A 25,136-nucleotide genomic window follows, 5' to 3' on the forward strand; every position below is an offset into this window, starting at 1 on the left:
TACCCATGGTCAACTTCCGTTACCACCTGGTGTCATTGATCGCGGTCTTCGCCGCCCTGGCCATCGGTGTCGTCCTGGGTGCCGGCCCACTCCAGGCACGTCTGGGTGACGCGTTCTCGTCCTCCGACTCCGGGGGAGGGACCCAGGACCAGTCGGAGCAGCTCGCGAGCGCCAAGCGTGATCTCGCTGCACAGGACGACATGGTCCAGGCGGTGGCTGACCGGGTGCTCCCCTCCACCCTGGAGGGTGTGGCGACCGTGACCGTGGCGCTTCCCGGCGCTGACACCGCCGACGTCAAGTCCGTGGGGGAGGACCTCGCAGCCGCGGGCGCCGACCTGGTCGGCGCCGTGTCCCTGACCGAGAACTGGCAGTCCCAGGACATGTCCCAGTACCGGGACACGCTGGCCACACCGATCGCCTCCCACCTGAGTTCACCACCGCCGACGGATGCCACCTCGGATGCCGTCATCGGCTACGCCCTCGTCGACGTCCTGACGTCCACGGGCTCGGAACAGGACCTGCTCTCCGACATGCTCACCGACGCCACCACGCCGATCCTCAGCGTCGACCAGGATCCCCAGGGCAAGGCTCAGGCCATCGTCGTGGTCGGTCCGCGGGACGCGGGGACCAGCACCGACGGGGACACCACCCAGAGCGGTGCCGCGAACCCTTCCGTCTCCGCATGGGCCGGACTGGCACGTGCAGTGGCCAGCGCGCCCGCAGGGGGAGTGGTCCTCGGCGACGCCTCCCGACCTGACTCGATGCTCTCCCAGGTGCGCACCCAGGGGGTGTCCGTGACCACCGTGGATCCCGTCGGGACCCGGATGGGCAGCCTCTCCGCGGTCCTGGCGCTGCGCGACGCGGGGTCCGGGCAGCGCTCCTTCGGCGTGGGTGAAGGAGCCGAGGACGTGCTTCCCCCCTTCCCCGACAGCGACGAATGACCGGTCGCCCCGCTCCGGTGGGGCGCGCGCCCCGCGTGCGTGCAGCGCCCGGACGCGGGGCGGGGGCGGGGTCCCGGGCTGATAGGGTGAAGTTCCATGGTGAACTTTGATTCGCGCACCACGGGTGCGGAACAGTCGATCCCCAAGCACATCTTCGTCACCGGTGGTGTCGTGTCCTCCCTCGGCAAGGGACTGACCGCCTCCTCACTCGGAATGCTCCTGAGGGCCCGCGGCCTGAAGGTCGTCATGCAGAAGCTCGATCCCTACATCAACGTGGACCCGGGCACCATGAACCCCTTCCAGCACGGTGAGGTCTTCGTCACGGAGGACGGCACCGAGACGGACCTGGACATCGGCCACTACGAGCGTTTCCTCGACGTCTTCCTGTCGGGGGCCGCCAATGCGACCACCGGGCAGGTCTACTCCACCGTCCTCGCCAAGGAGCGCCGCGGGGAGTACCTGGGTGACACCGTCCAGGTGATTCCCCACATCACCAACGAGATCATGCGGCGCATGCGTGCCCAGGCGGACCCCACCGACGGGTCGACCCCGCCCGACGTCATCATCACCGAGATCGGCGGTACGGTCGGCGACATCGAGTCCACGCCCTTCCTGGAGGCGGCACGTCAGGTCCGCCAGCAGATCGGACGGGAGAACTGCTGCTTCGTGCACGTCTCCCTGCTGCCCTACCTCGCTGCCGCGGGCGAGCTCAAGACCAAGCCCACGCAGCACTCGGTGGCCTCGCTGCGTTCCATCGGCATCCAGCCCGATGCGCTGGTGCTGCGCAGTGAGCACGAGGTGCCCGAGCCGGTCAAGAAGAAGGTCGCCCTCATGTGCGACGTCGACCGGGAGGCCGTCGTCGTCTGCCGTGACGCGAGCTCCATCTACGAGATCCCCCGTGTGCTCCACGCCGAGGGCCTGGACGCCTTCCTGGTGCGCCGACTCTCCGTCCCCTTCCACGACGTCGACTGGACCCGTTGGGACGGACTGCTGGAGCGCGTGCGCGAGCCACGCAGCGAGGTCGAGGTCGCGCTGGTCGGCAAGTACATCGACCTGCACGATGCCTACCTCTCCGTCTCCGAGGCGCTCAAGGCCGGGGGCTTCGCCCACCGCGCCCGGGTGAAGATCCGGTGGGTGCCCGCCGACACCTGCGAGACCCAGGACGGTGCGGGCCGGGCACTGGGCGGGGTTGACGCCATCCTGGTCCCCGGGGGCTTCGGGGTGCGTGGCATCGAGGGGAAGGTCGGTGCGCTGCGCTGGGCGCGGGAGAACCGCGTGCCCACCCTGGGCATCTGCCTGGGCCTGCAGTGCATGGTCATCGAGGCCGCCCGGGACCTGGTCGGCCTCCCGGACGCCTCCTCGACCGAGTTCAACCCGACCACCTCAGACCCGGTCGTCGCCACGATGGACTCCCAGCGCCAGATCATCGCCGGCAAGGGCGACCTGGGCGGCACCATGCGTCTGGGCGCCTACCCCGCGGTCCTGACCGAAGGATCAGTCGTGGCCGAGGCCTACGGCACCACCGAGGTCTCGGAGCGCCACCGCCACCGCTTCGAGGTGAACCAGGCCTATGCCGGCGCCCTGGAAGACGTCGGGATGCACGTGAGTGGGACCTCGCCCGACGGGAGCCTCGTCGAGTTCGTCGAGCTGGACCGCTCCCTGCACCCCTACTACGTGGCCACGCAGGCCCACCCGGAGTTCAAGTCGCGTCCCACCCGGCCCCACCCACTCTTCGCGGGTCTGGTCGGGGCGGCCCTGGCCATCCAGGCCGAGCGTCTCGCCGCGGGTCTCGCCCTGCGTGGCGAGGGTGCGGAGGAGGAGGGACCCGAGGTCCGCTTCACGGAGGCAGACGCAGAATGATGACACGCAGGCAGGTGGACCCGTCCGAGATCGTGGACCGCAGGTCCCCACGCGAGGTCCTCTCCCACGAGCACATCTGGCAGGGACGGGTCTTCGGCCTCGACGAGGACGTCGTCCGGGTGGTCGACGGACAGCCCGCCGTCGTCCGCCAGTACCTCGCCCACCCCGGAGCGGTCGGCATCGTGGCCCTGCGGGGGGAGCCGGGGGCCGAGGAGGTGCTGCTGGAGCGCCAGTACCGTCACCCCGTCGGTGCGGAACTGTGGGAGATCCCGGCGGGTCTGCTCGACATCGCGGGTGAGGACCACCTGGTGGCCGCCCAGCGGGAGCTGCGCGAGGAGACGGACCTGGAGGCGGAGCGTTGGGACGTCCTCGTCGACTACTTCACCTCCCCCGGGGGTTCGTCGGAGTCGATCAGGATCTACCTCGCCCGGGACGTGCACGCCGTCCCCACACCCTTCCCACGCGAGGCGGAGGAGGCGGACATGTTGGAGACCTGGGTCGACCTGGACCGCGCGGTGGAGGCAGTCCTGGCGGGGCGCCTCCACAACCCCTCCGCGGTCGCGGGGATCCTGGCGACCGCCGCGGCGCGTGCCCGGGACTGGGAACCCCTGCGTCCCCTCGACGCCCCCTGGCTGCGCTGAGCCAGCTGTCCGGCGATATCCCCACACCTGCGGGAGTGCGAGGTGGGACACCTCTGCATTTCGGAAAGCCCGCTGTTGCCAAAAGGTCGTAGACTGTTGGCTGACAACGAGTCGGACGAGACCGGAGGGGGTGCCATGGGGGAGAACGTCGATGTCGGCACCCGTACCCAGGTGCTCGACCTCATCGTGGAGAAGGGGCCGGTGACTGCCAGCGTCATCGCCCGGCAGCTCGGGTTGACGACTGCGGCAGTGCGTCGCCACATCACCTCCCTGGAGGAGTCCGGGGAGATCATCGAGCACGAGCCGGGACTGATCGGCAAACGCGGTCGCGGGCGTCCCGCCCGCCACTACGTCGCGGGGCAGGGAGCCCACCAGCTGCTGCCGGAGGGGTACTCCGAACTCGCCATCAAGGCGCTGGGCTACCTCGGTCAGGTCGGTGGAGGCGCAGCCGTGGAGTCCTTCGCGGCCGCGCGCTCCCGTGAGATCGAACGCCGCTATGCTCCTGTCGTGCGCGAGGCGGGGACGGACCTGCGGGTCCGCGCCCAGGCCCTGGCAGATGCCCTCACCCAGGACGGGTACTCCGCCACGGTGCGCGACATCGGGGGAGGGAAGATCGCGATCCAGCTGTGCCAGGGACACTGTCCCGTGCAGCAGGTCGCGGAGGACTTCCCCCAGTTGTGCGATGCGGAGACCCAGGCCTTCTCCAGACTCCTCGGAGTCCACGTCCAGAGGCTCGCCACCCTCGCGGGTGGGGAGCACGTGTGCACGACCCACATCCCTGTGGGCGCGCCCGTCATCCGTCCGGCTGCGCGGGCCGCGCTGCGCAAGTAGTGTCCCGCGCCGAGCGCCCGAGTTCGGAGGAAAGGAAACCATGACCCAGTCACCGCCGGTGCCCACCACGGAGGACCGTCGACGAGCCGATGACGAGATCATCGAGTCGATCGGCGCCTACGAGTTCGGGTGGCACGACAACGACGACTACTCGCGGGACATCCCCACGGGGATCAACGAGGACGTCGTCCGCCAGATCTCCGCGCGCAAGCACGAGCCGGAGTGGATGCTGGCCCGTCGCCTGAAGGCGCTCGAGATCTTCGAGCGCAAGCCCATGCCGACCTGGGGTCCTGATCTCTCCGGCATCGACTTCGACGCCTTCAAGTACTACGTCAGCCCCACCGACCACCAGGTCAAGGACTGGCAGGACCTGCCCTCCGACATCCGTGAGACCTACGACCGCCTGGGGATCCCGGAGGCCGAGAAGAACCGCCTCGTGGCCGGCGTGGCCGCGCAGTACGAGTCCGAGGTCGTCTACCAGCAGATCCAGGAGGACCTGGAGCGCCAGGGTGTCGTCTTCCTCGACACCGACACCGGCCTCAAGGAGTACCCGGAGATCTTCGAGGAGTACTTCGGCAAGTCCGTGCCCGCCGGGGACAACAAGTTCGCCGCGCTGAACACCGCGGCCTGGTCGGGTGGCTCCTTCGTCTACGTCCCCAAGGGCGTCCACGTCGAGATCCCCCTGCAGGCGTACTTCCGGATCAACACCGAGGCCATGGGCCAGTTCGAGCGCACGCTGATCGTCGCCGACGAGGGTTCCTACGTCCACTACGTCGAGGGCTGCACCGCCCCGATCTACGACACGAACTCGCTGCACGCGGCGGTCGTGGAGATCTTCGTGCGCAAGGACGCCCGCGTGCGCTACACGACGATCCAGAACTGGTCGACCAACGTCCTCAACCTGGTGACCCAGCGCTCCATCGTGGAGGAGGGGGGCACCATGGAGTGGATCGACGGCAACATGGGCTCCGCCATCACCATGAAGTACCCCGCCTGCTACCTCATGGGTGACCACGCCCGCGGGGAGACCCTGTCCATCGGTTTCGCCGGCCCCGGCCAGCACCAGGACACGGGCGCCAAGATGGTGCACATGGCTCCGCACACCTCGTCCTCGATCGTCTCGAAGTCCGTGTCGCGCGGTGGTGGGCGCACCTCCTACCGAGGCCTGGTCCAGGTGAACACCCGTGCCCGCCACTCCAAGTCCAACGTGCTCTGCGACGCACTGCTCGTGGACCGGATGTCGCGCACGGACACCTATCCCTATGTCGACGTGCGCACCGACGACGTCGAGATGGGGCACGAGGCCACCGTCTCCAAGGTGTCCGAGGACCAGTTGTTCTACCTGATGAGCCGTGGTCTCGACGAGAACGAGGCCATGGCGACCATCGTGCGCGGTTTCGTCGAGCCGATCGCGAAGGAACTCCCCATGGAGTACGCCCTCGAGCTCAACCGCCTCATCGAACTCCAGATGGAAGGATCTGTCGGCTGACATGAGCATCGCCGAATCCATGGCAAGCCCCCATTCCCACGGTGCGGTCGAGACGACCTCGCACTCCTCCCGCGCGGACCGACCCACCTCCTTCGACCCCGAGGACATCCCCGTCCCCCGTGGGCGCGAGGAGGACTGGCGCTTCACGCCCATCCGTCGCATCGAGCGTCTCTTCGACCCCGCCGACTACGACGAGGGCGACGCACCCGTGCGTGTGGACGCCCCCGAGGGCGTCACCGTCGAGCAGGTGGGGCGTGACGACGTCCGGCTCGGCACGGTCCTCGAGCCCGGGGACCGCACGGCGGTCGTGGCGTGGGACCGCTTCCGGACCTCCACGGTCGTCTCCGTCCCCGACCGGGCAGTCCTGGAGCGCCCCGTCTTCCTCACCGTCGACGAGGTGGAGGGCGTGCGCGCCCAGCACCTGCTGATCACTGCGGGGGAGCTCTCCGAGGCCACCGTGATCCTCAGTCACCGCGGCGGTGGAGCCCTCAACCAGACGGTCGAGATCTCCGCCGGGGACGGCGCCCACCTCACCGTGGTCTCCCTGCAGGAATGGGACGACGACGCGCTCCACGCCTCCAACCAGCGCATGTCGCTGGGTCGCGACGCCGTGCTGCGCCACATCGTCGTCTCCCTGGGTGGTGACCTCGTGCGTCTCTCGGCCGACACCGACTTCCGGGCACCCGGCGGACAGCTGACCATGCTGGGCCTCTACTTCGTCGACGCCGGGCAGCACCTGGAGCACCGTGTCTTCGTCGACCACTCGAAGCCCGACTGCTACTCACGCGTGACCTACAAGGGTGCGCTCGAGGGGAAGAACGCCCACTCGGTGTGGATCGGGGACTGCCTGATCGGGCAGGACGCCGACAACACCGACACCTATGAGCTGAACAGGAACCTGGTCCTCAGCGAGGGTGCCAAGGCCGACTCCGTCCCCAACCTGGAGATCGAGAACGGGGAGATCAAGGGCGCCGGGCACGCCTCGGCCACCGGTCGTTTCGACGACGAGCAGCTCTTCTACCTCATGAGCCGCGGGATCTCCGAGGCGGATGCGCGTCGACTCGTCGTGCGCGGCTTCTTCGCTGAGCTCATCGAGCAGATCGGTGTCCCCGAGGTCGAGTCGCACCTCATGGAGGCCATCGAGACCGAGCTCGCCGCGCAGTCCCGCCGTGACCACGAGGCCGCAGCAGTCCGCTGAACCCCGGCGCCCCGCGCGCCATCCCTGAACGACCAGTCCGGCTCTACGCCGGTGTGGAGAGAAAGAGCACAATGTCCACCCTGAACATCAAGGACCTGCACGTCAGTGTCGAGACCTCCGACGGGCCGAAGGAGATCCTCAAGGGCGTCAACCTGACGATCAACTCCGGAGAGATCCACGCCATCATGGGCCCCAACGGCTCGGGCAAGTCCACCATGGCCTACGCCCTGGCCGGGCACCCCGCCTACGAGGTGACCGGCGGCGAGGCCCTCCTCGACGGTCGCAACGTCCTGGACATGACGGTCGACGAGCGGGCGAAGGCCGGCCTGTTCCTCGCCATGCAGTACCCGGTGGAGGTGGCCGGGGTGTCGGTGTCGAACTTCCTGCGCACCGCCAAGACGGCCGTGGACGGTCACGCCCCCCAGATCCGTTCCTGGGTCAAGGACGTGCGTTCCTCCATGGAGAACCTCCGCATGGATCCCGAGTTCGCCGAGCGTGACGTCAACGTCGGTTTCTCCGGTGGTGAGAAGAAGCGCCTGGAGATCCTGCAGATGGAGCTGCTCAAGCCCTCCTTCGCGATCCTGGACGAGACGGACTCCGGCCTCGACGTCGACGCACTGCGCATCGTGTCGGAGGGCGTGAACCGTGTCCACGACCAGACGGACTGCGGCGTCATGCTCATCACCCACTACACGCGCATCCTGCGCTACATCCACCCCAGCCACGTCCACGTCTTCGTCGACGGCCACGTCGCCGCGCAGGGCGGTCCCGAGCTGGCTGACCAGCTCGAGGAAGAGGGCTACGACAAGTACCTCGGGCTGTGAGCACGGCGATGACGGCACACGGGTCGGCAGGGGACTTCACCGCTGCGGAGCTGGACGCCATCAGACGGGACTTCCCGATCCTGGGACGCACCGGACGTGGAGGTGGGCCCATCGCCTACCTCGACTCCTCCGCCACCTCGCAGAAGCCCGAGGTCGTCATCGCCGCGGAGCTCGAGTTCTACCAACGGCACAACGCCGCGGTCCACAGGGGCACCCACCTGCTCGGGGACGAGGCCACCGCCGTGTACGAGGACGCCCGTGCACGCCTGGCCTCCTTCGTCGGCGCGGCTCCCGACGAGATCGTGTGGACGAAGAACGCGACCGAGGGGATCAACCTGGTGGCCTACGCCATCGGCAACGCCTCCGCGGGACGCGGGGGGGCCGGTGCGGAGCGCCTGCGCATCGGTGCGGGTGACCGCATCGTCGTCACCCGCGCGGAGCACCACGCGAACCTGGTGCCCTGGCAGGAGCTGTGCGCCCGCACGGGCGCGGAGCTGGCCTGGCTGGACCTGACCCCTGACGGGCGGATCGACCTCGACACCCTGTCGGTGATCACGCCGAACACGAAGGTGGTGGCCTTCACCCACGTGTCCAACGTGACCGGCGCGATCTCACCGGTCGGGCCGATCGTCGCGGCGGCGCGCAACGTGGGTGCCCTGGTCCTGCTCGACACCTGCCAGTCCAGTGCCCACCTCCCCATCGACGTGGGCCGACTCGGTGTGGACTTCGCCGTGTTCTCCTCCCACAAGATGCTCGGCCCGACGGGCGTGGGGGCGCTGTGGGGCAGGCGGGAGCTGTTGGAGGCGATGCCCCCGGTGCTCACCGGTGGGTCCATGATCGCCACGGTCTCCATGGAGGGCGCGGAGTACATGCCGCCACCGGAGCGCTTCGAGGCGGGCTCCCAGCCCATTGCCCAGATCGCCGGGTGGTCGGTGGCCCTCGACTACCTCTCCGAGCTCGGGATGGACCGCCTCGCCGCCCATGAGGACGTCATCACGCACGCCATGCTCGAGGGGATCTCCTCCGTACCCGGGGTGCGGGTGCTGGGGCCCTCCGAGGCCGTCGAGCGCATCGGCGTCGTCGCCTTCGCGGTCGAGGGCGTCCACCCCCACGACGTCGGCCAGGTGCTGGACGCGGAGGACGTGGCCGTGCGCGTCGGCCACCACTGCGCCATCCCACTGCACACGTTCTTCGGTGTGCGTGCCTCGGCACGCGCCTCCGCCGCGCCGACGACTACGCTGGAGGAGGTCGACCGGTTGGTCGACGCGCTCTCGCACGTGCGTTCCTACTTCGGAGGGAATTGATGTCCAGCCTCGAGCAGCTCTACCAGCAGGTGATCCTCGACCACTCGCGCGAACGCCACGGTGCGGGAGTGCTGGTCGAGGGCGTCGGCGCGACCTCCCACCAGGTCAACCCCACCTGCGGTGACGAGGTCACCCTGGGGGTCTGCCTGGACGGGGAGGGCCGGATCTCCTCCCTCGTCTGGGACGGGGACGGCTGCTCCATCTCCCAGGCGTCACTGTCGATGCTCACCGACCTCGTCCAGGGGCAGCCGACCTCGGAGGTCGCCCAGCAGTACGCGGCGATGGAGCAGATGATGCACTCTCGCGGGCACGGGGTGCCCGAGGAGACCCTGGACCTGCTCGGGGACGCCGCCGCACTGGAGGGCACCTCGCAGTTCCCCAACCGCATCAAGTGCGCACTCCTGGGGTGGTACGCCCTGCGTGACGCGCTGGCCAAGCTCGGAACCGACATCGCAGGAGGCACCCGATGAGCAACCCCATGGCACAGTCGGAACCCGTGGAGCAGCGTTTCGCGCCCGCCGCACCACCTGAGCCCTCCGACGGGCCCGACCTCGTCGAGAACGGGTCCCTGGCCGGTGCGGACGTGGCCGAGGCACTCAAGGACGTCATCGATCCCGAGCTGGGGATCAACATCGTGGACCTCGGGCTGCTCTACGGCATCACCATCGACGCCGAGGACAACGTCCAGTTGGACATGACGCTGACCTCAGCGGCCTGCCCGCTCACCGACGTCATCGAGCGCCAGACGGACATGGTCCTGGAGGGTCTCGCGAACTCCGTGACGGTGAACTGGGTGTGGATGCCCGCCTGGGGTCCGGACCGCATCACCCCCGACGGCCGCGAGCAGCTGCGTGCCATCGGCTTCAACGTCTGACCCCTCGCCCCACGCCGAAGTCCGCTCTGTTCGGGGCTCGAAGTCCGCTCTGTTCGGGCACTGAGGTCCGCTCAGTTTCGGCCATGAGGTCCGCTCAGTTCGGGCACTGAGGTCCGCTCTGTTCGGGGCTCGAAGTCCGCTCTGGCGTGCAGCGCCTGTGCCGGGACGCCCCGCGTGGGAGAGCGGGGGACCTCCCCGCCGGCGTGGCTGTGTGTCCCTGCTGGGAACATCCACAGCCCGACGGTGCCGGACGGCGCCCGTCAGGACTCGTCCGTGGCCGACCCGTCCGGACGGGCAGGCTCCTCCGTCCCCGCGTCCTGTGCGGTGGGGTCCTCGATGGCCGCCGGCTCCACGTGTCCGGCAGCGGCCTCGTGTCCGGAGGCGTCCTGCGCGCCGGTCGCGCCCTCGTGAGGGGACGTCGACGAGGACGGACCTGACACCCGGTCCCGCACGGCCTCCGATGCGGAGGCCACGGCCTCCCCGACCGCCCCGGAGGCACTCACGACGGCCCCGGAGGCACTCGCGACCGCCTCGCCGACTCCCTGTCCGATGGTCTGGGCGAGGGGGCCGACGCGGTCGATCACCGGTGCGATCGCGCCGCCGACGGCGTGGGAGGTCTGGTCCCACAGTCGTGAGGCGGGGTCGAGCAGCTGTGCCTTCACCGCGCGTCGCATGACCTTGCCGAGCTGGTTGCGCGGGATCTCGGGGATGATCGCCAGGCGGCGGGGGAGCGCGTAGTGGGCCAGCGACTTCTCCGCCCAGGCCCGGACGTCCTCCAGGGTGATCCCGGTGACGCCCTCGTCGAGGATGAGCGCTGCCGTCACCTCCTCCCGGTCCTCCCCGGAGGGCAGACCGACCACGGCGACGTCGCGCACGCCCGGCATCGAGCGGATGGCGTCCTCGACCTGGCTGGGGTAGACGTTGAAGCCGCCGGAGAGGATCAGTTCCTTCTTCCGGTCCGCCATGGTGATGTAGCCCTCGTGGTTGACCCCGATGTCCCCGGTCCGGAACCACCCGTCCTCGGTGAAGACGCGCTCCGTCTCCTCGGGCATCCCGAGGTAACCGGAGAACACCTGGGGCCCCTTGACGATGATCTCCCCGGGCTGGCCGTCCTCGACATCGTGGCTGGGGTCCTCCAGGTCGACCAGGCGCAGCTGGGTCGAGGGGAAGGGAAGACCGAGGACGCCGTGGCGCCGGGCGGGGGACAGGGGCGCCCCCGAGATGACCGGGGAGGTCTCGGAGAGTCCGTAGCCCTCCACGATGATGCCCCCGGTCGCCTGCTCCCAACGACGGGCGAGCTCACCCGACAGGGGCATGGCACCCGCCACGCCGTAGCGGATGGACGTGAGGTCGGTGTCCTCCTCCAGCGCCCGGTCCAGGATGCGCTCGAACATGGGCGGGACGCCGACGAAGAAGGTGACGGGGCGACGTCGGTGGGCCTCCAGGGCCATCCCGGCATCGAACTTGGGGAGCAGCACCTGCGTGGCCGCGAGCTTGGTGGCGGCGCACAGGAAGAAGGTCAGGCCGAAGGCGTGGAAGTAGGGGAGGAGACTGTAGAACGTCTCACCCGCCTCGTGCAGCATCCACACCCAGAAGAGGCACTGGTCGACATTGGTGGCGATGTTGCGGTGGGTCAGGGGCACCGACTTCGGCACGCCGTTGGTGCCGCCGGTGTGCAGGATCACGGCGGTGTCCCCAACCCCAGGCAGGGGGACGGTGTCCGCGACGCGGGTCGCGCGGGCCACCGAACGGTCCCACGAGCGCGTCCCCTCGGGGGCGGTGGCGCGCATCTCGCGTCGCTTCTCACGGGCGGGGGCAATGGGCAGGGACAGCAGCAGGCGCTGGGTGCGGGGCAGACCCGCGGAGATGTCCACGGTGAGGACCCGACGCAGCTCGGTGGACCCGTCCGTGGGATAGGCCCCGGCACTCTTCTCCCACACCACCGCGACCCGGGCACGGTTGCGGGCGAGCTGCCGGGCGATCTCGGTGGCCGGGGCCAGGGGGTTGTGCTCGGAGGCCACCGCCCCGATGCGCTGGCAGGCGTAGAAGGCGACGAAGGCCTGGGGGCAGTTGGGCAGGGCGATGGCCACAGTGTCGCCGCGGCGCACACCGGCGTCGAGGAGCACCTGCGCGCCGCGCTCGGCCTGGTAGAGGACCTCCGCGTAGGTGGTGGTCGCCCCCAGGTAGTCCAGGGCGATGCGCTCGGGGTGGAGGCGGGCGGAGGTGGCGAGCAACTCGAAGAGCGGGGTGTCGGCCACGGGGACCTCGAAGGGCACTCCGAGGGCGTACTGGGCGTGGGCCTGCTCGACGATGCTGGTGGACATGCTGCTCGCTCTCTCGGGTTCCGGGCCGGTCCTTCCAGCCTACACCTACGCAAGCGTAGGTAGAGGGGTGGTCGCGCTCAGACGCGGTCGGCGGAGAAGGTGTCGCACTGGGTGATCGAGCCGGACTCCAGGCCGGTCGTCAGCCAGTGCTGGCGCTGCTCGGCGGAGCCGTGAGTCCACGTGTCGGAGTCCGACCGGCCCTGGTAGCGCTCCTGGATGCGGTCGTCACCGATGGCAGCCGCCGTCTGCAGGGCCTGGGCGATCTCGTCCTGGTCCGGTCTCTGCAGGAACACCTCCCCGGAGTCGGGGTCCGCGGTGCTCGACGCCCGGTTCATCCAGATGCCGGCGTAGCAGTCGGCCTGCAGTTCCATGCGCACGCCCGCGCCCTGGTCACCCTGCTCCTGGGAGTCGTGCGCGGAGAAGGTCCCCATGAGGTTCTGGATGTGGTGTCCCCACTCGTGCGCGACCACGTACTCCTGGGCCAGCGGGGCGTCGGAGGCCCCGAAGGCGGACTCCATCTGCTGGAAGAACCCGAGGTCGAGGTAGACCGTGGAGTCAGCGGGGCAGTAGAAGGGACCGGTCGCGGAGGTCGCCGACCCGCACCCGGTGGACACGGAGTCCTGGAAGACGACGAAGTCCGGGGGCTCGTAGGTGACCCCGGAGTCCTGGGCCGCCAGTTCCGCCGTCCAGACGACGTCCAGGGAGTCGGCGGTGGTCACCATCCGGCACTCGGTGTGGGCGTTCGCGTCCGCCCCCGTGCGGCAGTGGGAGAGGTCGACACCCCCTGTCGTCGTCCCGTCCGCGGAGGAGTCCTGGTCACCGAGCAGGCCCGAGACGTCGACGCCGGTGAACTGCGCGATGAGGAAGACCGCGAGCAGCGCCACCACGGAGCCGCCACCCACTCCCGCAGCGCGACGCCCGCCCCTCGAACGGACCCGGCCCGGATCGGACTGCACACCCTCGTTGAAGCTCATGGTCCGAGCGTATCCGAGGGGGCACGACCTGCGCGGGTGTCAGTGCACGGTGAGGAAGAGTGTGCGCAGGGTCCCGTTGGGGTGGTACTCCAGGTCCGCGCTGACCTCTGGGGAGTCCAGGTGGTCGGGTCGCGCCGACCCTCCCTGTGCCACCTCCGCGACGGGGGAGACCGTCGCGCGGGGATCGGTGGCGAAGGCGAGTCGGGTCACCGGGCCCTCCTCGAGGACGCGGACGAGGTCGGCCCCGGCGCCCGTCACGGCACGGCGGCAGAAGTCGTCTCCGAGCAGCTGGTGGCACCCGATCACCTCGACGACGCCGATGCGGCCGCCCACCAGGTGGACGAGCAGCCCGAGGAGCTCGGCGTGGTACTCCGTCCAGTCGACGGTGGAGACCGGCAGCTCCTCGACGGGGAACTGGGCGGTGACGTTGATGAAGGTGGCGTCGGTGCCCGGGTCGTAGGTGACGCGTTCGCGTGGGGCGTGCTCGGGCAGTGACTGGCCGGGACCCAGGGGCGCGCGGGGCTGCCGGGCCGCGTCGATCGGTCCGGGCGTGGAATGGGAGTGCGTGTCCGGCATGGGTGTCGATGCTCCTCGGATGGTGTCAGGCATAGAAGCGTCCGAGGACGTCAGCCTTGAAGGACGGGTAGGTTCCCTGCTCGATGGAGGCGCGGATGCCGTCCACCAGGTGCACGGTGAACCACTCGTTGTGGATGGTGGCCAGGGTGGCGGCGAGGATCTCCTTGGCCTTGAAGAGGTGGCGCACGTAGGCGCGGGAGTAGTGGGTGCAGGTGTAGCAGCCACATCCCTCCACCAAGGGCGTCAGGTCGCGCCTGAACCGCGCGTTGGTGATGTTGAAGCGGCCGTCGGGGCCGTAGATCGCGGCGTTGCGGGCGACCCGGGAGGGCGTCACGCAGTCGAAGGTGTCAGCCCCTGCCTCCACGGCCGCGAAGAAGTCGTCGGGCTCCGAGATCCCCAGGAGGTGACGGGGGCGGTCCTCGGGGAGCTCCTCGCAGACCCAGGAGACGATGCGCCCGAGGTTCTCCTTCTCCAGGGCACCTCCCACCCCGAAGCCGTCGAAGCGCTGTCCCCCGACCTCCATGTCGGCCAGGGTACGTGCCGCCTCGCGGCGCAGGTCCTCGTACTGGGCGCCCTGGACCACGCCCCAGAGCTGCTGGCCGGGACGGGAGGCACGTGCCTCGGTGAGGCGGCGGTGCTCGGCCAGGCAGCGTGCCGCCCAGGCGTGGGTCCGCGCCAGGGACTCCTCCTGGTAGTCGCGGGGGTGCAGCAGGGAGGTGAGCTCGTCGAAGGCGAACATGATGTCGGAGCCCAGCTGGTGTTGGATGCCCATCGACACCTCGGGAGTGAAGCGGTGCACCGTGCCGTCGATGTGGCTGTGGAAGTCGACACCGTCCTCGTCGACGACGGCGCGCGAGGCCTTGACGGCCTGCATGCGCAGCTGCGGGTCCGTGGTGTCCCCCGACCCGGAGAACTCCTCGGAGAGCACCTTCTTGAAACCGGCCCCCAGGGAGAGGACCTGGAAGCCGCCGGAGTCGGTGTAGGTGGGGCCGGGCCAGTTCATGAAGCGCCCGAGACCCCCGGCCTCGTCGACCAGGTCAGCACCCGGCTGGAGGTAGAGGTGGTAGGCATTGGCGAGGACGGCCTGTGCCCCCAGGTCGCGCAGCATCTCCGGGACCAGGCCCTTGACGTCGGCCTTGGTGCCCACCGGGATGAAGGCGGGGGTGCGGATGTCACCGTGGGGGGTGTGGATGGTGCCGGTGCGTCCCAGCCCGGCACCGTGGTCCAGGCGGGTATCGACGGCGAAGCCGGCAGCTTCGGGACCCGGTCCGGGAAGGGCGGGTCCGCCCTCGTGCGCGGGCAGCGCGGCAGGGGACGAGGGCGACGCGGCTCCCGCCAGCCACGTGGCGTCGGTACTCATGCGACGCCCTCGGACTCGCGGACCCCGTCGTGGTGCTGGCCCTCGATCCGTTTGACCCACCCGATCACCGGGTAGGTGACGGGCAGCATGAGGACCTCGACGGAGACCTTGTACACGTAGCCGACGAGGACGTAGTTGAGGAAGTCGGCCCCGGTGATCACCCCGTAGAAGGCGATCGTGCAGAAGACGAGGGTGTCCACCGCCTCGCCGACCAGGGTGGAGCCGATCAGTCGCACCCAGAGACGTTCCTCACCCCAGGTCCGCTTGATCCACACCAACACCCAGGAGTTGAGCAGTTGCCCCACGAGGTAGCCCGCCAGGGAGGCCGCCACGATGCGGGGGACGAATCCCAGCACGGCCTCGAACGCCGCCTGGTTCCCGTAGCCGGGACCGGGAGGAGCGATCTGGACGAGCCAGAAGATCAGGGACGCCAGGATCGAGACCGCGAAGCCCAGGACGATGACGCGACGCGCCCTGCGGAAGCCGTAGACCTCCGAGAGCACATCACCGAGGACGTAGGTGAGGGGGAACAGGACCGCGCCCCCGTCGAAGATCAGGGGCGTGGGGAGCACACCGAAGTCCAGGGCGATGAGCTTCGTCGCAGCGATGTTCGAGATGAGCAGGAACGCGACGAAGAGCACGGCGATGACGTCGAAGGCCCGCAACGGGCGGGTGACGTCGTGTTCGGGCACGTTTCCTCCTGGGGATGGGTCCGGGGTGCCTCCCATTGTGCACCGTCGGGGGCGCGCACTGCTCCTGGCTGGTGGAACCCGGGCGGGACAGGGCGTGGGGGGCACCGACTAGACTGCCGCGGGTGATCAACGTCCAGGACTTCTCGCTGCGCATCGGCGCCCGCGAGCTCGTGCGCAACGTCTCCTTCCGCATCGACAAGGGGATGCGCATCGGCTTGGTGGGCCGCAACGGTGCCGGCAAGACGACGACCATGCGCCTCCTGGCCGGGGAGGCCGACCGTGGCACCGCCGAGCACACGGGCACGATCACCCGCACCGGGACCGTGGGATACCTCGCCCAGGACACCCACGTCGGTGACCAGTCGCAGCTCGCCCGCGACCGCATCATCTCCGTGCGTGGCATCGACACCCTCATCGCCAAGATCCGCCGGGCCGAGCACGACATGTCCACCCTGGAGGGGGACCGTCAGGTCAAAGCCATGGAGCGCTACGTGCGCCTGGACCAGCAGTTCACCAATGCCGGGGGCTGGGCCGCCAATGCCGAGGCCGCCCAGATCGCCCACGCGCTGGGCCTGGAGGACCGAGTCCTCGACCAGACCCTGGACACCCTCTCCGGCGGCCAGCGGCGCCGCGTGGAGCTGGCCCGGGTCCTCTTCTCCGATGCCGACGTGCTGCTGCTCGACGAGCCGACCAACCACCTGGACCACGACTCGATCATCTGGTTGCGTGACTGGCTGCGCGGGTTCCCCGGCGGCTTCCTGGTGATCAGCCACGACGTCAAACTCCTCGACGAGACCGTCAACCAGGTCTTCTACCTCGACGCCAACCGCGCCGAGGTGGACATCTACCACCTGGGGTGGTCGGCCTACCTCAAGCAGCGCGAGGAGGACGAGCGCAGGCGTCGGCGCGAGCGGGCCAACGCCGTGAAGAAGGCCGAACAGCTGCGTTCCCAGGGTGAGAAGATGCGCGCGAAGGCGACCAAGGCCGTCGCCGCCCAGCAGATGCTGCGCCGGGCGGAGGACCTGCTCTCCTCCGTCGGTGAGGAACGCCAGCAGGAGAAGGTCGCCCGCCTGCGCTTCCCCGAGCCCGCCCCCTGCGGCCGCGTGCCGCTCTCGGCGGAGGGGCTCTCCAAGTCCTACGGGTCACTCGAGGTCTTCACGGGTGTCGACCTGGCGATCGACCGCGGGGCGAAGGTCGTGGTCCTGGGACTCAACGGTGCCGGCAAGACGACCCTGCTGCGCATCCTCGCCGGTATCGAGCAGCCCGACACCGGCCGGGTCGTGGACGGTCACGGGCTCAGGCTCGGCTACTACGCCCAGGAGCACGAGACCCTGGACCTGGGGGCCACCGTCTACGAGAACATGGCCCACGCCGCCCCCGGTCTGGACACCACGCACGTGCGCAACGTGCTCGGACAGTTCCTCTTCTCCGGGGACGACGTCGACAAGCCCGCCTCGGTGCTCTCCGGAGGCGAGATGACGCGACTGGCCCTGGCGACCCTGGTGGTCTCCGCCGCCAACGTCCTCCTCCTGGACGAGCCGACCAACAACCTCGACCCCGCCTCACGTGAGGAGATCCTCAACGCGCTGCGCACCTACGAGGGCGCCGTCGTCCTGGTCACCCACGACCCGGGTGCCGTGGAGGCCCTGGAGCCGGACCGGGTCCTGGTCCTGCCGGACGCGGACGAGGACCTCTGGGACCCCTCCTACCTGGACCTCGTCACCCTCACCTGAGCCCGCCGCTGTGACCCGGGCCCCGGGCCGCAGCGAACGTCGCGTCGGCCCGGGGCCGCCGCCGCGCGGCCTAGGCTGGGGCGCATGCCCGTCCTGACCACCGAGAGGTTGGAGCTGCGTCCCCTCGTGGAGGAGGACGCCCCGGCCCTCCATTCCCTCTACACCGACCCGGCCACATGGGGGCACTTCCCCATGGGGAGATGGTCGGACCCCCGGCAGTCGCGGTCCTTCGTCACGTCCTCCCGGGCGTCGTTCCGACGACTCGGGATCGGGCAGTTCGCCGTGCGCCGGCGGGGGAAAGGCCGGGTCATCGGGAGCACGGGGGCATTCGTCCTCGCCCACGAGGGCGACACCCCCATGCGGATCGTCACCGACACCACGGCGCCACAGGACCTGGTGCCCACGGGCGCACTGGTGAACATCGGGTGGCGCCTGCGCCCCGACGTCTGGGGCCGCGGCTACGCCACCGAGGCCGCACGGGCGGTGCTGGACCTGCTGGCCGAGCGGGTGCCCGACCTGGCGGTCACCGCCGCGGTCCTCTCCACCAACCCCGCCTCCGAGCGGGTCTGCCGACGCCTCGGCCTGGACCTGGTCTGGCAGGGCGTGACGGGGGAGGCACTGCGGGTACGGATGCACCGGCCACCGGTGCCGGGCGGGGAGGCCTGCACGCGTCTCGTCTTCGCCGACAGGCCCCTGGACCCCGACCTGCTGGCGGCGCGCAACCGGACCCTGTGAGGGTCACTCCCCCTCGCGGGCGGCGAGCTCCTCCAAGGTGACGACCTCGACCGGGAAGTCCCGGCGACCCACGTAGTCGACGAGGAACTGCCGGTGCGCCTCGCAGGACAGCCACGTCTTGTGGCGACCCGTGTGGATCCTCGGGTTGGACCACAGGACGGCGACGGTGGCGGGTTCCTCGCACTCCCGGGCCGAGCAGACCAGGTCCTCGGGCCCGTGTGCCAGTGCCATCGTGCCTCCTCATGTGCGGTGCCCCACTACCCTAGGCGACATGACCACGCGCACGCTCGTCCTCGTCCGCCACGCCAAGGCCCAGGGTTCATCCACGTCGGGGGACCGGGGCCGCCACCTCACCCCGGAGGGCCGCGACCAGGCGCGGCGTCTCGGACTCGAACTGGCGGAGGTACTGCCGCGGATCGACACGGCCGTGGTGTCCCCCGCGGAGCGGGCCCGGGAGACCCTCGAGCAGATCGCGGACGCGGTGGACCTGCGGCGGCAGTGGGTGGACGACTCGCTCTACCTGGCCGGGGTCGAGGCGGTCGTGGAGATCGCGCGGTCCCTCACAGGTGACACGGCCGTCCTGGTGGGCCACGAGCCCACGATCTCCAGTGCCGCGACCGTGCTGGCCGCCACACGGGAGGACCGCGACGAGGTCGGGCTGGGCGTGCCGACTGCGACGGCCGTCATCCTCGGATTCGAGGGGGAGTGGGCGGACCTGGACGAGGGGGCCTGCACGCTGCGGCTGCTGCACGCGCCGTTGCATCCCTCCCGGTGACGGGGCTCCCCGGACGGGTCGGGGCTCAGTGCGCGGACCGGCCCGGCGTGCCGGGCAGCGCAAGGATCCCGGCCAGGGCGTCCAGGCGCTGCACGGAGATGGTGTCGGGGACCGCGGCACGCACGGTGGGCTTCGCGCAGAACGCGACGCCGAGACCCGCCGTGTGCATCATGGGCACGTCATTGGCGCCGTCGCCCATGGCCACGGTCAGCTCCAGGGGCACGTCGTGCTCCGCCGCCCACTCCCGCAGCTTCCACACCTTGGTGGCGGAGGTGACGATCTCCCCGCTCACGCGCCCCGTGAGGTACCCGTCGCGGACCTCCAGGTGGTTGGCGACCCAGTGGTCGATCCCCATGCCTCGGCACAGGGGGGCCACGACCTCCTCGAACCCTCCCGAGACGACCCCGAATGCCCCACCGCTGGCGTGCACCGTCTCCACCAGGTCACCGGCGCCGGGCGTCGGGACGATGGCGGCGAGGACCTCACCGAAGACCGTGGCGGGCACACCGGCGAGCGTCGCGACGCGCAGGCGCAGGGACTCCGCGAAGTCGAGCTCTCCGTCCATGGCCCGGGCGGTGACCTCCGCGACCTGCTCCCGGGTCCCGGCGTGGCCGGCGAGCTCCTCGATGACCTCCTGGGTGATGAGCGTCGAGTCCACGTCGGTGACCACCAGTCCGGGAGCGGCTGCGACCAAGGGCCCCGGGACCACCACCACGTCGGTACCGAGGGGTCGCAGCACCTCGCGGGCGCGTGCGCCATCGAAGGTGCTCCCGGCGGTGCCGCTGATGTGCAGCACGTGCCAGGCCGGGCCGCCCCCACGCGCGGGCGAGCGCACGAGCGACACCTGACCACCGGGGATCCCGAGGCGCGCGGGGAGGTCGGGGGGGCACACGATCGGGGCCGGCGCCAGCACGGCGACGGCGACCGGGCGCGCCTGCGTCACTTGGAGACGACCATTCCCTTGGGGACGACGGTGATGCCGGACTCCGTGACGGTGAAGCCGCGTTCGCGGTCGTGCTCGAGGTCGACGCCCACGACGGCACCCTCCTCCACCACCACGGACTTGTCGAGGATCGACTTCGAGACGATGGCGTGACGCCCGATGCGCGTGTCGTCCATGACGACCGAGTCCGTGACCAGGGCCCAGGAGTGCACGTAGGTGCCCGGGGACATGATCGAGTGGTAGACCTCGCCCCCGGAGATGATGGCCCCGGGCGAGACGAAGGAGTCCACCGCGTGGCCCATGCGGGAGTGCTCGTCCCCGTAGACGAACTTCGCGGGCGGGAGGGAGCCGTCCAGCAGCGTCATGGTCGGCCAGTCCCTGTTGTAGAGGTTGAAGACGGGGTGGACGCTGATGAGGTCCATGTTGGCCTCGTAGTAGGCGTCCAGGGTGCCGACGTCACGCCAGTAGTTGCGGTCACGCTCCGTGGACCCGGGGACCTCGTTGTCCTTGAAGTCGTAGACCCCGCAGCCACCCCGCTTGACGAACCAGGGGATGATGTCGCCCCCCATGTCGTGGCGGGAGTCGTCATCGGAGGCGTCCTCGCGCAGTGCGGCGATGAGGTCCTTCGTGGTGAACACGTAGTTGCCCATGGAGGCCAGCACCTTGGTCGGGTCGTCGGGCAGACCCTGGGCGTGCTTGGGCTTCTCCAGGAAGTCCTGGACCACCCCGTCCTTGCCGTCGATGATGCCCAGTGCCGGGGCGAGCTCCACTGGCTGGCGGATGCCCGCCACCGTGGCCGGGAGTCCCGAGGCGATGTGGTGGGCCACCATCTGGGAGAAGTCCATGCGGTAGATGTTGTCCGCGCCGATGATGACGATGTAGTCGGGCTTCTCGTCGTCGACGATGTTGAGGGACTGGTAGATGGCGTCCGCACTGCCCAGGTACCAGTGGGGTCCCCGGCGTTGCTGGGCGGGCACCGGGGCGATGAAGTTGCCCAGGAGGGGGGACATGTACCAGGTCTTGGTGACGTGGCGGTCCAGGGAGTGGGACTTGTACTGGGTGAGCACCACGACCTTCATGTAGCCGGAGTTCACCATGTTCGACAGGGCGAAGTCGATGAGTCGGTAGTGTCCCCCGAAGGGCACTGCGGGCTTGGCCCGGTCCGCGGTCAGGGGCATGAGCCGCTTCCCCTCACCACCGGCCAGGACGATTGCAAGGACATGATTGTGCGCCATGGCTCCAGACTAGGCATGCGCCGCGCGTGCGCGGGCGCGTTCGGTCGGGGAGTCCTCCTGCGGGGACGTGGCGGTTGACACCCCGCCACCTCCACAACACCGGCCAAGCGGACGTGGCCCGTGCGGCCAGCCGCTAGGCTCGGTGGTGCGCCCGATCACGTCAGCCAGGAGGACCACATGCGCGTCGATCTGCTCACCCGTGAGTACCCGCCCCACGTCTACGGCGGTGCCGGGGTCCATGTCACAGAGCTTGCACGCGTCCTGCGCGGACTGGTCGCGGACCTGAGGGTCCACGCCTTCGACGGTCCCCGGGACGCGGGCTCGGCGGGTGCCGGTCCGGGTGTGACCGGCTACTCCGAACTCTCCGAGCTGGAGGGTGCGAATGCCGCGTTGCGGACCCTGGGTGTCGACCTGGAGATGGTCGTGGGGACCGAGGGCGCCGACCTCGTCCATTCCCACACCTGGTACGCGAACTTCGCCGGACACGTCTCCTCCCTGCTCCAGGACGTCCCCCACGTCGTCACCGCGCACTCCCTGGAACCACTGCGCCCCTGGAAGGCCGAGCAGCTGGGGGGCGGGTACCGACTCTCCTCCTTCGTGGAGAGGACCGCGTACGAGGGCGCCGCCGCCGTCGTCGCGGTCTCACGCGGCATGCGCGACGACATCCTGCGGTGCTACCCCTCGGTGGACCCCGATCGGGTCCACGTCATCCACAACGGCATCGACCTCGACGAGTGGCACGTGCCCTCCACCCCGGAGGAGAAGTCCTTCCAGCAGGCGACCCTGGAGAAGTTCGGGATCGACGCCTCCCGTCCCACCGTCGTCTTCGTCGGCCGTATCACCCGTCAGAAGGGGCTGCCCTACTTCCTGCGCGCCGTGCGCGGGCTCTCGCCGGACGTCCAGGTGGTCCTCTGCGCCGGTGCGCCCGACACGAAGGAGATCGCCGTCGAGGTCGACGGACTGGTCCGCACCCTCCAGGAGACCCGCACCGGCGTGGTCCTCATCCAGGAGATGCTCCCGCACGAGGAGATCACCTCGATCCTGGCCGCGGCGGACGTGTTCATCACCCCATCCGTCTACGAGCCCCTGGGCATCGTCAACCTGGAGGCCATGGCCATGGGCCTGCCGGTGGTGGGCACCGCCACCGGAGGGATCCCCGACGTCATCGTGGACGGGGAGACGGGATACCTCGTCCCCGTCGAGCAGAAGCAGGACGGCACCGGCACCCCCATCCACCCCCGCCAGTTCGAGGCCGACATGGCCGAGAGGATCATGAAGGTCATCGACGACCCCGACGGCGCCCGCCGGATGGGCCAACTCGGGCTGGAGCGTGCGCGCACGGACTTCTCCTGGGAGACGATCGGACGCCAGACCGTCGAACTCTACGAGTCACTGCTCTCCTCCTGACGGGCGGGAGGAGGCGGGGCGCGTGCTCGGACCGCGCTCGTGTCGGCAGGTGGGGGCCCACCGGGGCGGATAGGCTGTGAACATGGAGACCGTCGTCGACCTCTCGGAGGTCACACTCGTGCGCGGAGGGACGCGCATCCTCAACTCCGTCTCGTGGACCACCCGGGTGGGGGAGCACTGGGTGGTGCTCGGACCCAACGGCGCGGGGAAGACCTCCCTCGTGCGGGTCGTCGCCGGGCGGGAGACCCCCACCACCGGGACGGCCACCGTCCTGGGGGAACGCATCGGGGCGACGGACCCCCGCGAGCTCGCCACCCGCGTCGGTCTCTCCTCCCAGAGCGTGGCCCAGAGGATTCCCGGGTCCGAACACGTGCGCAGTGTGGTCCTCACGGCTTCCTGGGGTCAGTCGGTGAGCTTCCGCGAGTCCTACGACGAGGTCGACACGGACCGCGCAGGGGACCTCATGGCCGTCTTCGGCATCGGGGCCCTGGCCGATCGGCGTTTCGGGACACTGTCGGAGGGGGAGCGCCAGCGCGTCCTCCTGGCCCGCGCACTCATGGCCGACCCCGAGGTGCTGATCCTCGACGAGCCCACCGCCGGTCTCGACCTGGGGGCACGTGAGCTGCTCGTGGGGGCCCTGCAGGAGCTGACCTCGGACCCGGCCTCCCCACAGCTCATCCTCGTCACGCACCAGATCGAGGAGATCGCCGAGGGCTTCACCCACGCCGCCGTCATGACGGAGGGGCGCATTCTCGCGGCCGGTCCTGTGGAGGACACGATCACGGGGGTCACCCTCTCGCGGGCCTTCCACCTCCCGCTCAGCGCAGGACGCACGGACGGGCGGTGGTGGGCCCATGCCCCGAGCCGCGAGAACAGGGGTTCGGGGACCCGTGGGGGTGCTGCGGGCTGATGACCACCCGACCGGGTGGGCACCGAGAGGGCGCAGTGCGCCCGGGGAGTGAGGAATGATGGTTTTCGTCTGGTGGCTCGCCGCCGGTCTGGTCCTCGGCATCGTCGAGGTCGTCACCGTGGACCTGATCTTCCTCATGCTCGCCATCTCGGCCGTCCTGGCCGCCGGTGCCGCAGCCCTCGGGGTTCCCCTGGTCGGACAGGTGGCCGTCTTCACGGTGTCCGCCGTGGTCCTGTTGCTGCTCGTGCGTCCCTGGGCGCGGCGTCACCTGGCGCGCGCCACCCCCGACATCCGCACCAACGCCCAGAGCCTCATCGGTCGCGAGGCCGTGGCACTCACCCGCCTCACCGGCGTGGAGGGGCGCGTGCGCCTGGCGGGGGAGACCTGGAGTGCCCGCACCGAGGACCGCGCAGAGGTGCCAGCGGGCACCCATGTGCGGGTGGTGCGCATCGACGGGGCCACCGCCGTGGTCGGCCCGCTGCAGACGATCGTGGAGCCGCCCCCCGACCAGACCTGACCTGAGCAGAACCTGCCCCCGCCGTTCCCAGACACTCCCGGAAGGAGTCCCGCATGGAGCAGTCCATCGTCGGCACCGTCATCCTGGCGCTCGTCGTCCTCTTCGTCATCGTCGTCATCGCCCGTGCCATCCAGGTCGTCCCACAGTCCCGAGCCCTCGTCGTCGAGCGCCTCGGGAAGTTCCACTCCGTCATGTTCGCCGGGCTGCACCTGGTGATCCCCTTCGTCGACCGCATCGCCTCCCGTGTGGACCTGCGCGAGCAGGTCACCAGCTTCCCGCCCCAGCCCGTCATCACCGCTGACAACGTCGTGGTGTCCATCGACTCGGTGATCTACTACCAGGTCAACGACCCCATGCACGCGACCTACGAGATCGCCAACTTCATCCAGGCCATCGAGCAGCTCACGGTGACCACACTGAGGAACGTCATCGGCTCCATGGACCTGGAGCAGACCCTCACCAGCCGTGACCAGATCAACGGTCAGCTGCGCGGGGTCCTCGACGAGGCCACGGGGCGCTGGGGCATCCGCGTCAACCGCGTCGAGCTCAAGGCCATCGACCCGCCGCCCACCATCCAGCAGGCCATGGAGCAGCAGCTGCGCGCCGAGCGCGACAAGCGTGCCACGATCCTCACGGCCGAAGGCGTGCGCCAGTCCCAGATCCTCCAGGCGGAGGGCGAGAAGCAGTCCCAGATCCTGCGCGCCGAGGGCGCTGCCCAGGCGGCGGTCACCCGCGCCAAGGGCGACGCCGAGGCCATCGAGACCGTCTTCACCGCCATCCACGAGGGCGACCCCACCCCCGACCTGCTCAGCTACCAGTACCTGCAGACACTGCCCCAGATCGCCCAGGGCAATGCGTCCAAGATCTGGGTCGTCCCCACCGAGCTCACCGCCGCACTCAACTCGATCTCGAAGGGATTCGGTGTCGGGGACGACGGCGGAACGAAGGCCTGACACACCGGTGGCGCCCGGGGAAGGGTCGGACTCCCCGGGG

24 protein-coding genes and 1 pseudogene are annotated in these 25,136 nt (G+C 69.9%); 17 read left to right on the forward strand and 8 right to left on the reverse strand.

Going from position 1 to position 25,136, the window contains the following annotated elements; genetic code table 11:
• Positions 1–5: 5 nt before the first annotated feature.
• The 10 genes from BQ9890_RS02940 to BQ9890_RS02985 all read left to right on the forward strand — a co-directional run bounded on the left by BQ9890_RS02940 (position 6) and on the right by BQ9890_RS02985 (position 9,962).
• Positions 6–941, forward strand: a complete 936-nt coding sequence (locus BQ9890_RS02940; RefSeq protein ID WP_075889233.1) for a copper transporter — start codon at positions 6–8, stop codon at positions 939–941.
• A gap of 96 nt (positions 942–1,037) precedes the next feature.
• Positions 1,038–2,801 (forward strand): CTP synthase, encoded by a 1,764-nt coding sequence (locus tag BQ9890_RS02945; protein ID WP_075889235.1) that lies wholly within the window; start codon positions 1,038–1,040, stop codon positions 2,799–2,801.
• On the forward strand, positions 2,801–3,442 hold the full coding sequence (locus BQ9890_RS02950; RefSeq protein WP_075889237.1) for an NUDIX domain-containing protein: 642 nt from the start codon (positions 2,801–2,803) through the stop codon (positions 3,440–3,442). The genes BQ9890_RS02945 and BQ9890_RS02950 overlap by 1 nt, the downstream gene beginning before the upstream one ends.
• A gap of 135 nt (positions 3,443–3,577) precedes the next feature.
• On the forward strand, positions 3,578–4,273 hold the full coding sequence (locus tag BQ9890_RS02955; protein ID WP_075892621.1) for a helix-turn-helix transcriptional regulator: 696 nt from the start codon (positions 3,578–3,580) through the stop codon (positions 4,271–4,273).
• A gap of 40 nt (positions 4,274–4,313) precedes the next feature.
• Positions 4,314–5,762, forward strand: a complete 1,449-nt coding sequence (sufB, locus tag BQ9890_RS02960; RefSeq protein WP_075889239.1) for a Fe-S cluster assembly protein SufB — start codon at positions 4,314–4,316, stop codon at positions 5,760–5,762.
• A 1-nt stretch (position 5,763) separates the two neighbouring features.
• Entirely contained in the window at positions 5,764–6,960 is a 1,197-nt protein-coding gene (gene sufD, locus BQ9890_RS02965; RefSeq protein ID WP_075889242.1) for a Fe-S cluster assembly protein SufD, read from the forward strand.
• A gap of 71 nt (positions 6,961–7,031) precedes the next feature.
• Positions 7,032–7,784, forward strand: coding sequence for a Fe-S cluster assembly ATPase SufC (gene sufC, locus BQ9890_RS02970; RefSeq protein WP_075889244.1), 753 nt, complete (start codon positions 7,032–7,034; stop codon positions 7,782–7,784).
• A gap of 8 nt (positions 7,785–7,792) precedes the next feature.
• On the forward strand, positions 7,793–9,088 hold the full coding sequence (locus tag BQ9890_RS02975) for a SufS family cysteine desulfurase (protein WP_075892623.1): 1,296 nt from the start codon (positions 7,793–7,795) through the stop codon (positions 9,086–9,088).
• Positions 9,088–9,558 (forward strand): Fe-S cluster assembly sulfur transfer protein SufU, encoded by a 471-nt coding sequence (gene sufU / locus BQ9890_RS02980; protein WP_075889246.1) that lies wholly within the window; start codon positions 9,088–9,090, stop codon positions 9,556–9,558. The genes BQ9890_RS02975 and sufU overlap by 1 nt, the downstream gene beginning before the upstream one ends.
• The gene (locus BQ9890_RS02985) at positions 9,555–9,962 is read left to right on the forward strand and encodes a metal-sulfur cluster assembly factor (RefSeq protein WP_075889248.1); all 408 of its coding nucleotides are present in this window, start codon (positions 9,555–9,557) and stop codon (positions 9,960–9,962) included. Before sufU ends, BQ9890_RS02985 begins: the two co-directional genes overlap by 4 nt.
• 644 nt (positions 9,963–10,606) lie before the next feature.
• On the opposite strand, the pseudogene BQ9890_RS02990 reads toward BQ9890_RS02985, so the two are convergent.
• The 5 genes and pseudogenes from BQ9890_RS02990 to BQ9890_RS03010 form a co-directional block, all read right to left on the reverse strand.
• A pseudogene (locus BQ9890_RS02990) lies at positions 10,607–12,286 on the reverse strand (AMP-binding protein); the annotation flags it as partial.
• A gap of 77 nt (positions 12,287–12,363) precedes the next feature.
• Positions 12,364–13,260: a KPN_02809 family neutral zinc metallopeptidase gene (ypfJ, locus tag BQ9890_RS02995; protein ID WP_075889250.1), complete on the reverse strand. Its 897-nt coding sequence runs from the start codon at positions 13,258–13,260 to the stop codon at positions 12,364–12,366.
• Positions 13,261–13,299: 39 nt separating this feature from the next.
• Positions 13,300–13,836, reverse strand: coding sequence for a hypothetical protein (locus BQ9890_RS03000; protein WP_075889252.1), 537 nt, complete (start codon positions 13,834–13,836; stop codon positions 13,300–13,302).
• A gap of 25 nt (positions 13,837–13,861) precedes the next feature.
• Positions 13,862–15,196, reverse strand: a complete 1,335-nt coding sequence (gene tgt / locus BQ9890_RS03005) for a tRNA guanosine(34) transglycosylase Tgt (RefSeq protein WP_078062196.1) — start codon at positions 15,194–15,196, stop codon at positions 13,862–13,864.
• Positions 15,193–15,888: a queuosine precursor transporter gene (locus BQ9890_RS03010; RefSeq protein WP_075889254.1), complete on the reverse strand. Its 696-nt coding sequence runs from the start codon at positions 15,886–15,888 to the stop codon at positions 15,193–15,195. The genes tgt and BQ9890_RS03010 overlap by 4 nt, the downstream gene beginning before the upstream one ends.
• Positions 15,889–16,010: 122 nt before the next feature.
• Between BQ9890_RS03010 and BQ9890_RS03015 the strand changes: the two genes are divergently transcribed.
• Together BQ9890_RS03015 and BQ9890_RS03020 are read left to right on the forward strand one after the other, a co-directional pair.
• A complete protein-coding gene (locus tag BQ9890_RS03015; protein WP_075889256.1) occupies positions 16,011–17,621 on the forward strand; it encodes an ABC-F family ATP-binding cassette domain-containing protein in 1,611 nt (536 codons plus the stop codon).
• A gap of 84 nt (positions 17,622–17,705) precedes the next feature.
• Positions 17,706–18,356, forward strand: a complete 651-nt coding sequence (locus BQ9890_RS03020) for a GNAT family N-acetyltransferase (protein WP_075889258.1) — start codon at positions 17,706–17,708, stop codon at positions 18,354–18,356.
• A gap of 3 nt (positions 18,357–18,359) precedes the next feature.
• Here BQ9890_RS03020 and BQ9890_RS03025 read toward each other — a convergent pair whose 3' ends face one another.
• Positions 18,360–18,587, reverse strand: a complete 228-nt coding sequence (locus BQ9890_RS03025; protein WP_075889260.1) for a hypothetical protein — start codon at positions 18,585–18,587, stop codon at positions 18,360–18,362.
• A 40-nt stretch (positions 18,588–18,627) separates the two neighbouring features.
• Here BQ9890_RS03025 and BQ9890_RS03030 point away from each other — a divergent pair, with 40 nt between their 5' ends.
• Entirely contained in the window at positions 18,628–19,131 is a 504-nt protein-coding gene (locus BQ9890_RS03030; protein ID WP_075889262.1) for a SixA phosphatase family protein, read from the forward strand.
• 25 nt (positions 19,132–19,156) lie between these two features.
• On the opposite strand, the gene serB is transcribed toward BQ9890_RS03030, so the two are convergent.
• Complete coding sequence (serB, locus tag BQ9890_RS03035) at positions 19,157–19,846, reverse strand: phosphoserine phosphatase SerB (protein ID WP_075892627.1); 690 nt, start codon at positions 19,844–19,846, stop codon at positions 19,157–19,159.
• 224 nt (positions 19,847–20,070) lie between these two features.
• Positions 20,071–21,309, reverse strand: a complete 1,239-nt coding sequence (locus tag BQ9890_RS03040; protein ID WP_075889264.1) for a glucose-1-phosphate adenylyltransferase — start codon at positions 21,307–21,309, stop codon at positions 20,071–20,073.
• Positions 21,310–21,486: 177 nt separating this feature from the next.
• Between BQ9890_RS03040 and glgA the strand changes: the two genes are divergently transcribed.
• The 4 genes from glgA to BQ9890_RS03060 all read left to right on the forward strand — a co-directional run bounded on the left by glgA (position 21,487) and on the right by BQ9890_RS03060 (position 25,096).
• A complete protein-coding gene (glgA, locus tag BQ9890_RS03045; RefSeq protein ID WP_075889266.1) occupies positions 21,487–22,716 on the forward strand; it encodes a glycogen synthase in 1,230 nt (409 codons plus the stop codon).
• Between the two features lie 82 nt (positions 22,717–22,798).
• Positions 22,799–23,626 carry an ABC transporter ATP-binding protein gene (locus tag BQ9890_RS03050; RefSeq protein ID WP_075892629.1) on the forward strand — a complete coding sequence of 276 codons (828 nt, stop codon included), beginning with the start codon at positions 22,799–22,801 and terminating at the stop codon, positions 23,624–23,626.
• Positions 23,627–23,681: 55 nt separating this feature from the next.
• Positions 23,682–24,143, forward strand: coding sequence for an NfeD family protein (locus BQ9890_RS03055; protein WP_230297790.1), 462 nt, complete (start codon positions 23,682–23,684; stop codon positions 24,141–24,143).
• A 53-nt stretch (positions 24,144–24,196) separates the two neighbouring features.
• On the forward strand, positions 24,197–25,096 hold the full coding sequence (locus tag BQ9890_RS03060; protein ID WP_075889268.1) for an SPFH domain-containing protein: 900 nt from the start codon (positions 24,197–24,199) through the stop codon (positions 25,094–25,096).
• Positions 25,097–25,136: the final 40 nt, after the last annotated feature.

Source organism: Actinomyces provencensis, from assembly GCF_900155435.1.
Classification (GTDB): Bacteria; Actinomycetota; Actinomycetes; order Actinomycetales; family Actinomycetaceae; genus Pauljensenia; species Pauljensenia provencensis.

Excerpts from the sequence above, each read along its gene's own strand:
- BQ9890_RS03020 (WP_075889258.1), top strand. The coding sequence starts at position 17,706 with ATGCCCGTCCTGACCACCGAGAGGTTGGAGCTGCGTCCCCTCGTGGAG.
- sufC (WP_075889244.1), top strand. The coding sequence starts at position 7,032 with ATGTCCACCCTGAACATCAAGGACCTGCACGTCAGTGTCGAGACCTCC.
- BQ9890_RS03030 (WP_075889262.1), top strand. The coding sequence starts at position 18,628 with ATGACCACGCGCACGCTCGTCCTCGTCCGCCACGCCAAGGCCCAGGGT.
- sufB (WP_075889239.1), top strand. The coding sequence starts at position 4,314 with ATGACCCAGTCACCGCCGGTGCCCACCACGGAGGACCGTCGACGAGCC.
- BQ9890_RS03050 (WP_075892629.1), top strand. The coding sequence starts at position 22,799 with ATGGAGACCGTCGTCGACCTCTCGGAGGTCACACTCGTGCGCGGAGGG.
- glgA (WP_075889266.1), top strand. The coding sequence starts at position 21,487 with ATGCGCGTCGATCTGCTCACCCGTGAGTACCCGCCCCACGTCTACGGC.
- sufU (WP_075889246.1), top strand. The coding sequence starts at position 9,088 with ATGTCCAGCCTCGAGCAGCTCTACCAGCAGGTGATCCTCGACCACTCG.
- tgt (WP_078062196.1), bottom strand. The coding sequence starts at position 15,196 with ATGAGTACCGACGCCACGTGGCTGGCGGGAGCCGCGTCGCCCTCGTCC.
- BQ9890_RS02975 (WP_075892623.1), top strand. The coding sequence starts at position 7,793 with ATGACGGCACACGGGTCGGCAGGGGACTTCACCGCTGCGGAGCTGGAC.
- BQ9890_RS02940 (WP_075889233.1), top strand. The coding sequence starts at position 6 with ATGGTCAACTTCCGTTACCACCTGGTGTCATTGATCGCGGTCTTCGCC.
- BQ9890_RS03060 (WP_075889268.1), top strand. The coding sequence starts at position 24,197 with ATGGAGCAGTCCATCGTCGGCACCGTCATCCTGGCGCTCGTCGTCCTC.
- BQ9890_RS03040 (WP_075889264.1), bottom strand. The coding sequence starts at position 21,309 with ATGGCGCACAATCATGTCCTTGCAATCGTCCTGGCCGGTGGTGAGGGG.
- sufD (WP_075889242.1), top strand. The coding sequence starts at position 5,764 with ATGAGCATCGCCGAATCCATGGCAAGCCCCCATTCCCACGGTGCGGTC.
- BQ9890_RS02955 (WP_075892621.1), top strand. The coding sequence starts at position 3,578 with ATGGGGGAGAACGTCGATGTCGGCACCCGTACCCAGGTGCTCGACCTC.
- BQ9890_RS03055 (WP_230297790.1), top strand. The coding sequence starts at position 23,682 with ATGATGGTTTTCGTCTGGTGGCTCGCCGCCGGTCTGGTCCTCGGCATC.
- BQ9890_RS02985 (WP_075889248.1), top strand. The coding sequence starts at position 9,555 with ATGAGCAACCCCATGGCACAGTCGGAACCCGTGGAGCAGCGTTTCGCG.
- BQ9890_RS02945 (WP_075889235.1), top strand. The coding sequence starts at position 1,038 with ATGGTGAACTTTGATTCGCGCACCACGGGTGCGGAACAGTCGATCCCC.
- BQ9890_RS03025 (WP_075889260.1), bottom strand. The coding sequence starts at position 18,587 with ATGGCACTGGCACACGGGCCCGAGGACCTGGTCTGCTCGGCCCGGGAG.
- BQ9890_RS02950 (WP_075889237.1), top strand. The coding sequence starts at position 2,801 with ATGACACGCAGGCAGGTGGACCCGTCCGAGATCGTGGACCGCAGGTCC.
- ypfJ (WP_075889250.1), bottom strand. The coding sequence starts at position 13,260 with ATGAGCTTCAACGAGGGTGTGCAGTCCGATCCGGGCCGGGTCCGTTCG.
- BQ9890_RS03000 (WP_075889252.1), bottom strand. The coding sequence starts at position 13,836 with ATGCCGGACACGCACTCCCATTCCACGCCCGGACCGATCGACGCGGCC.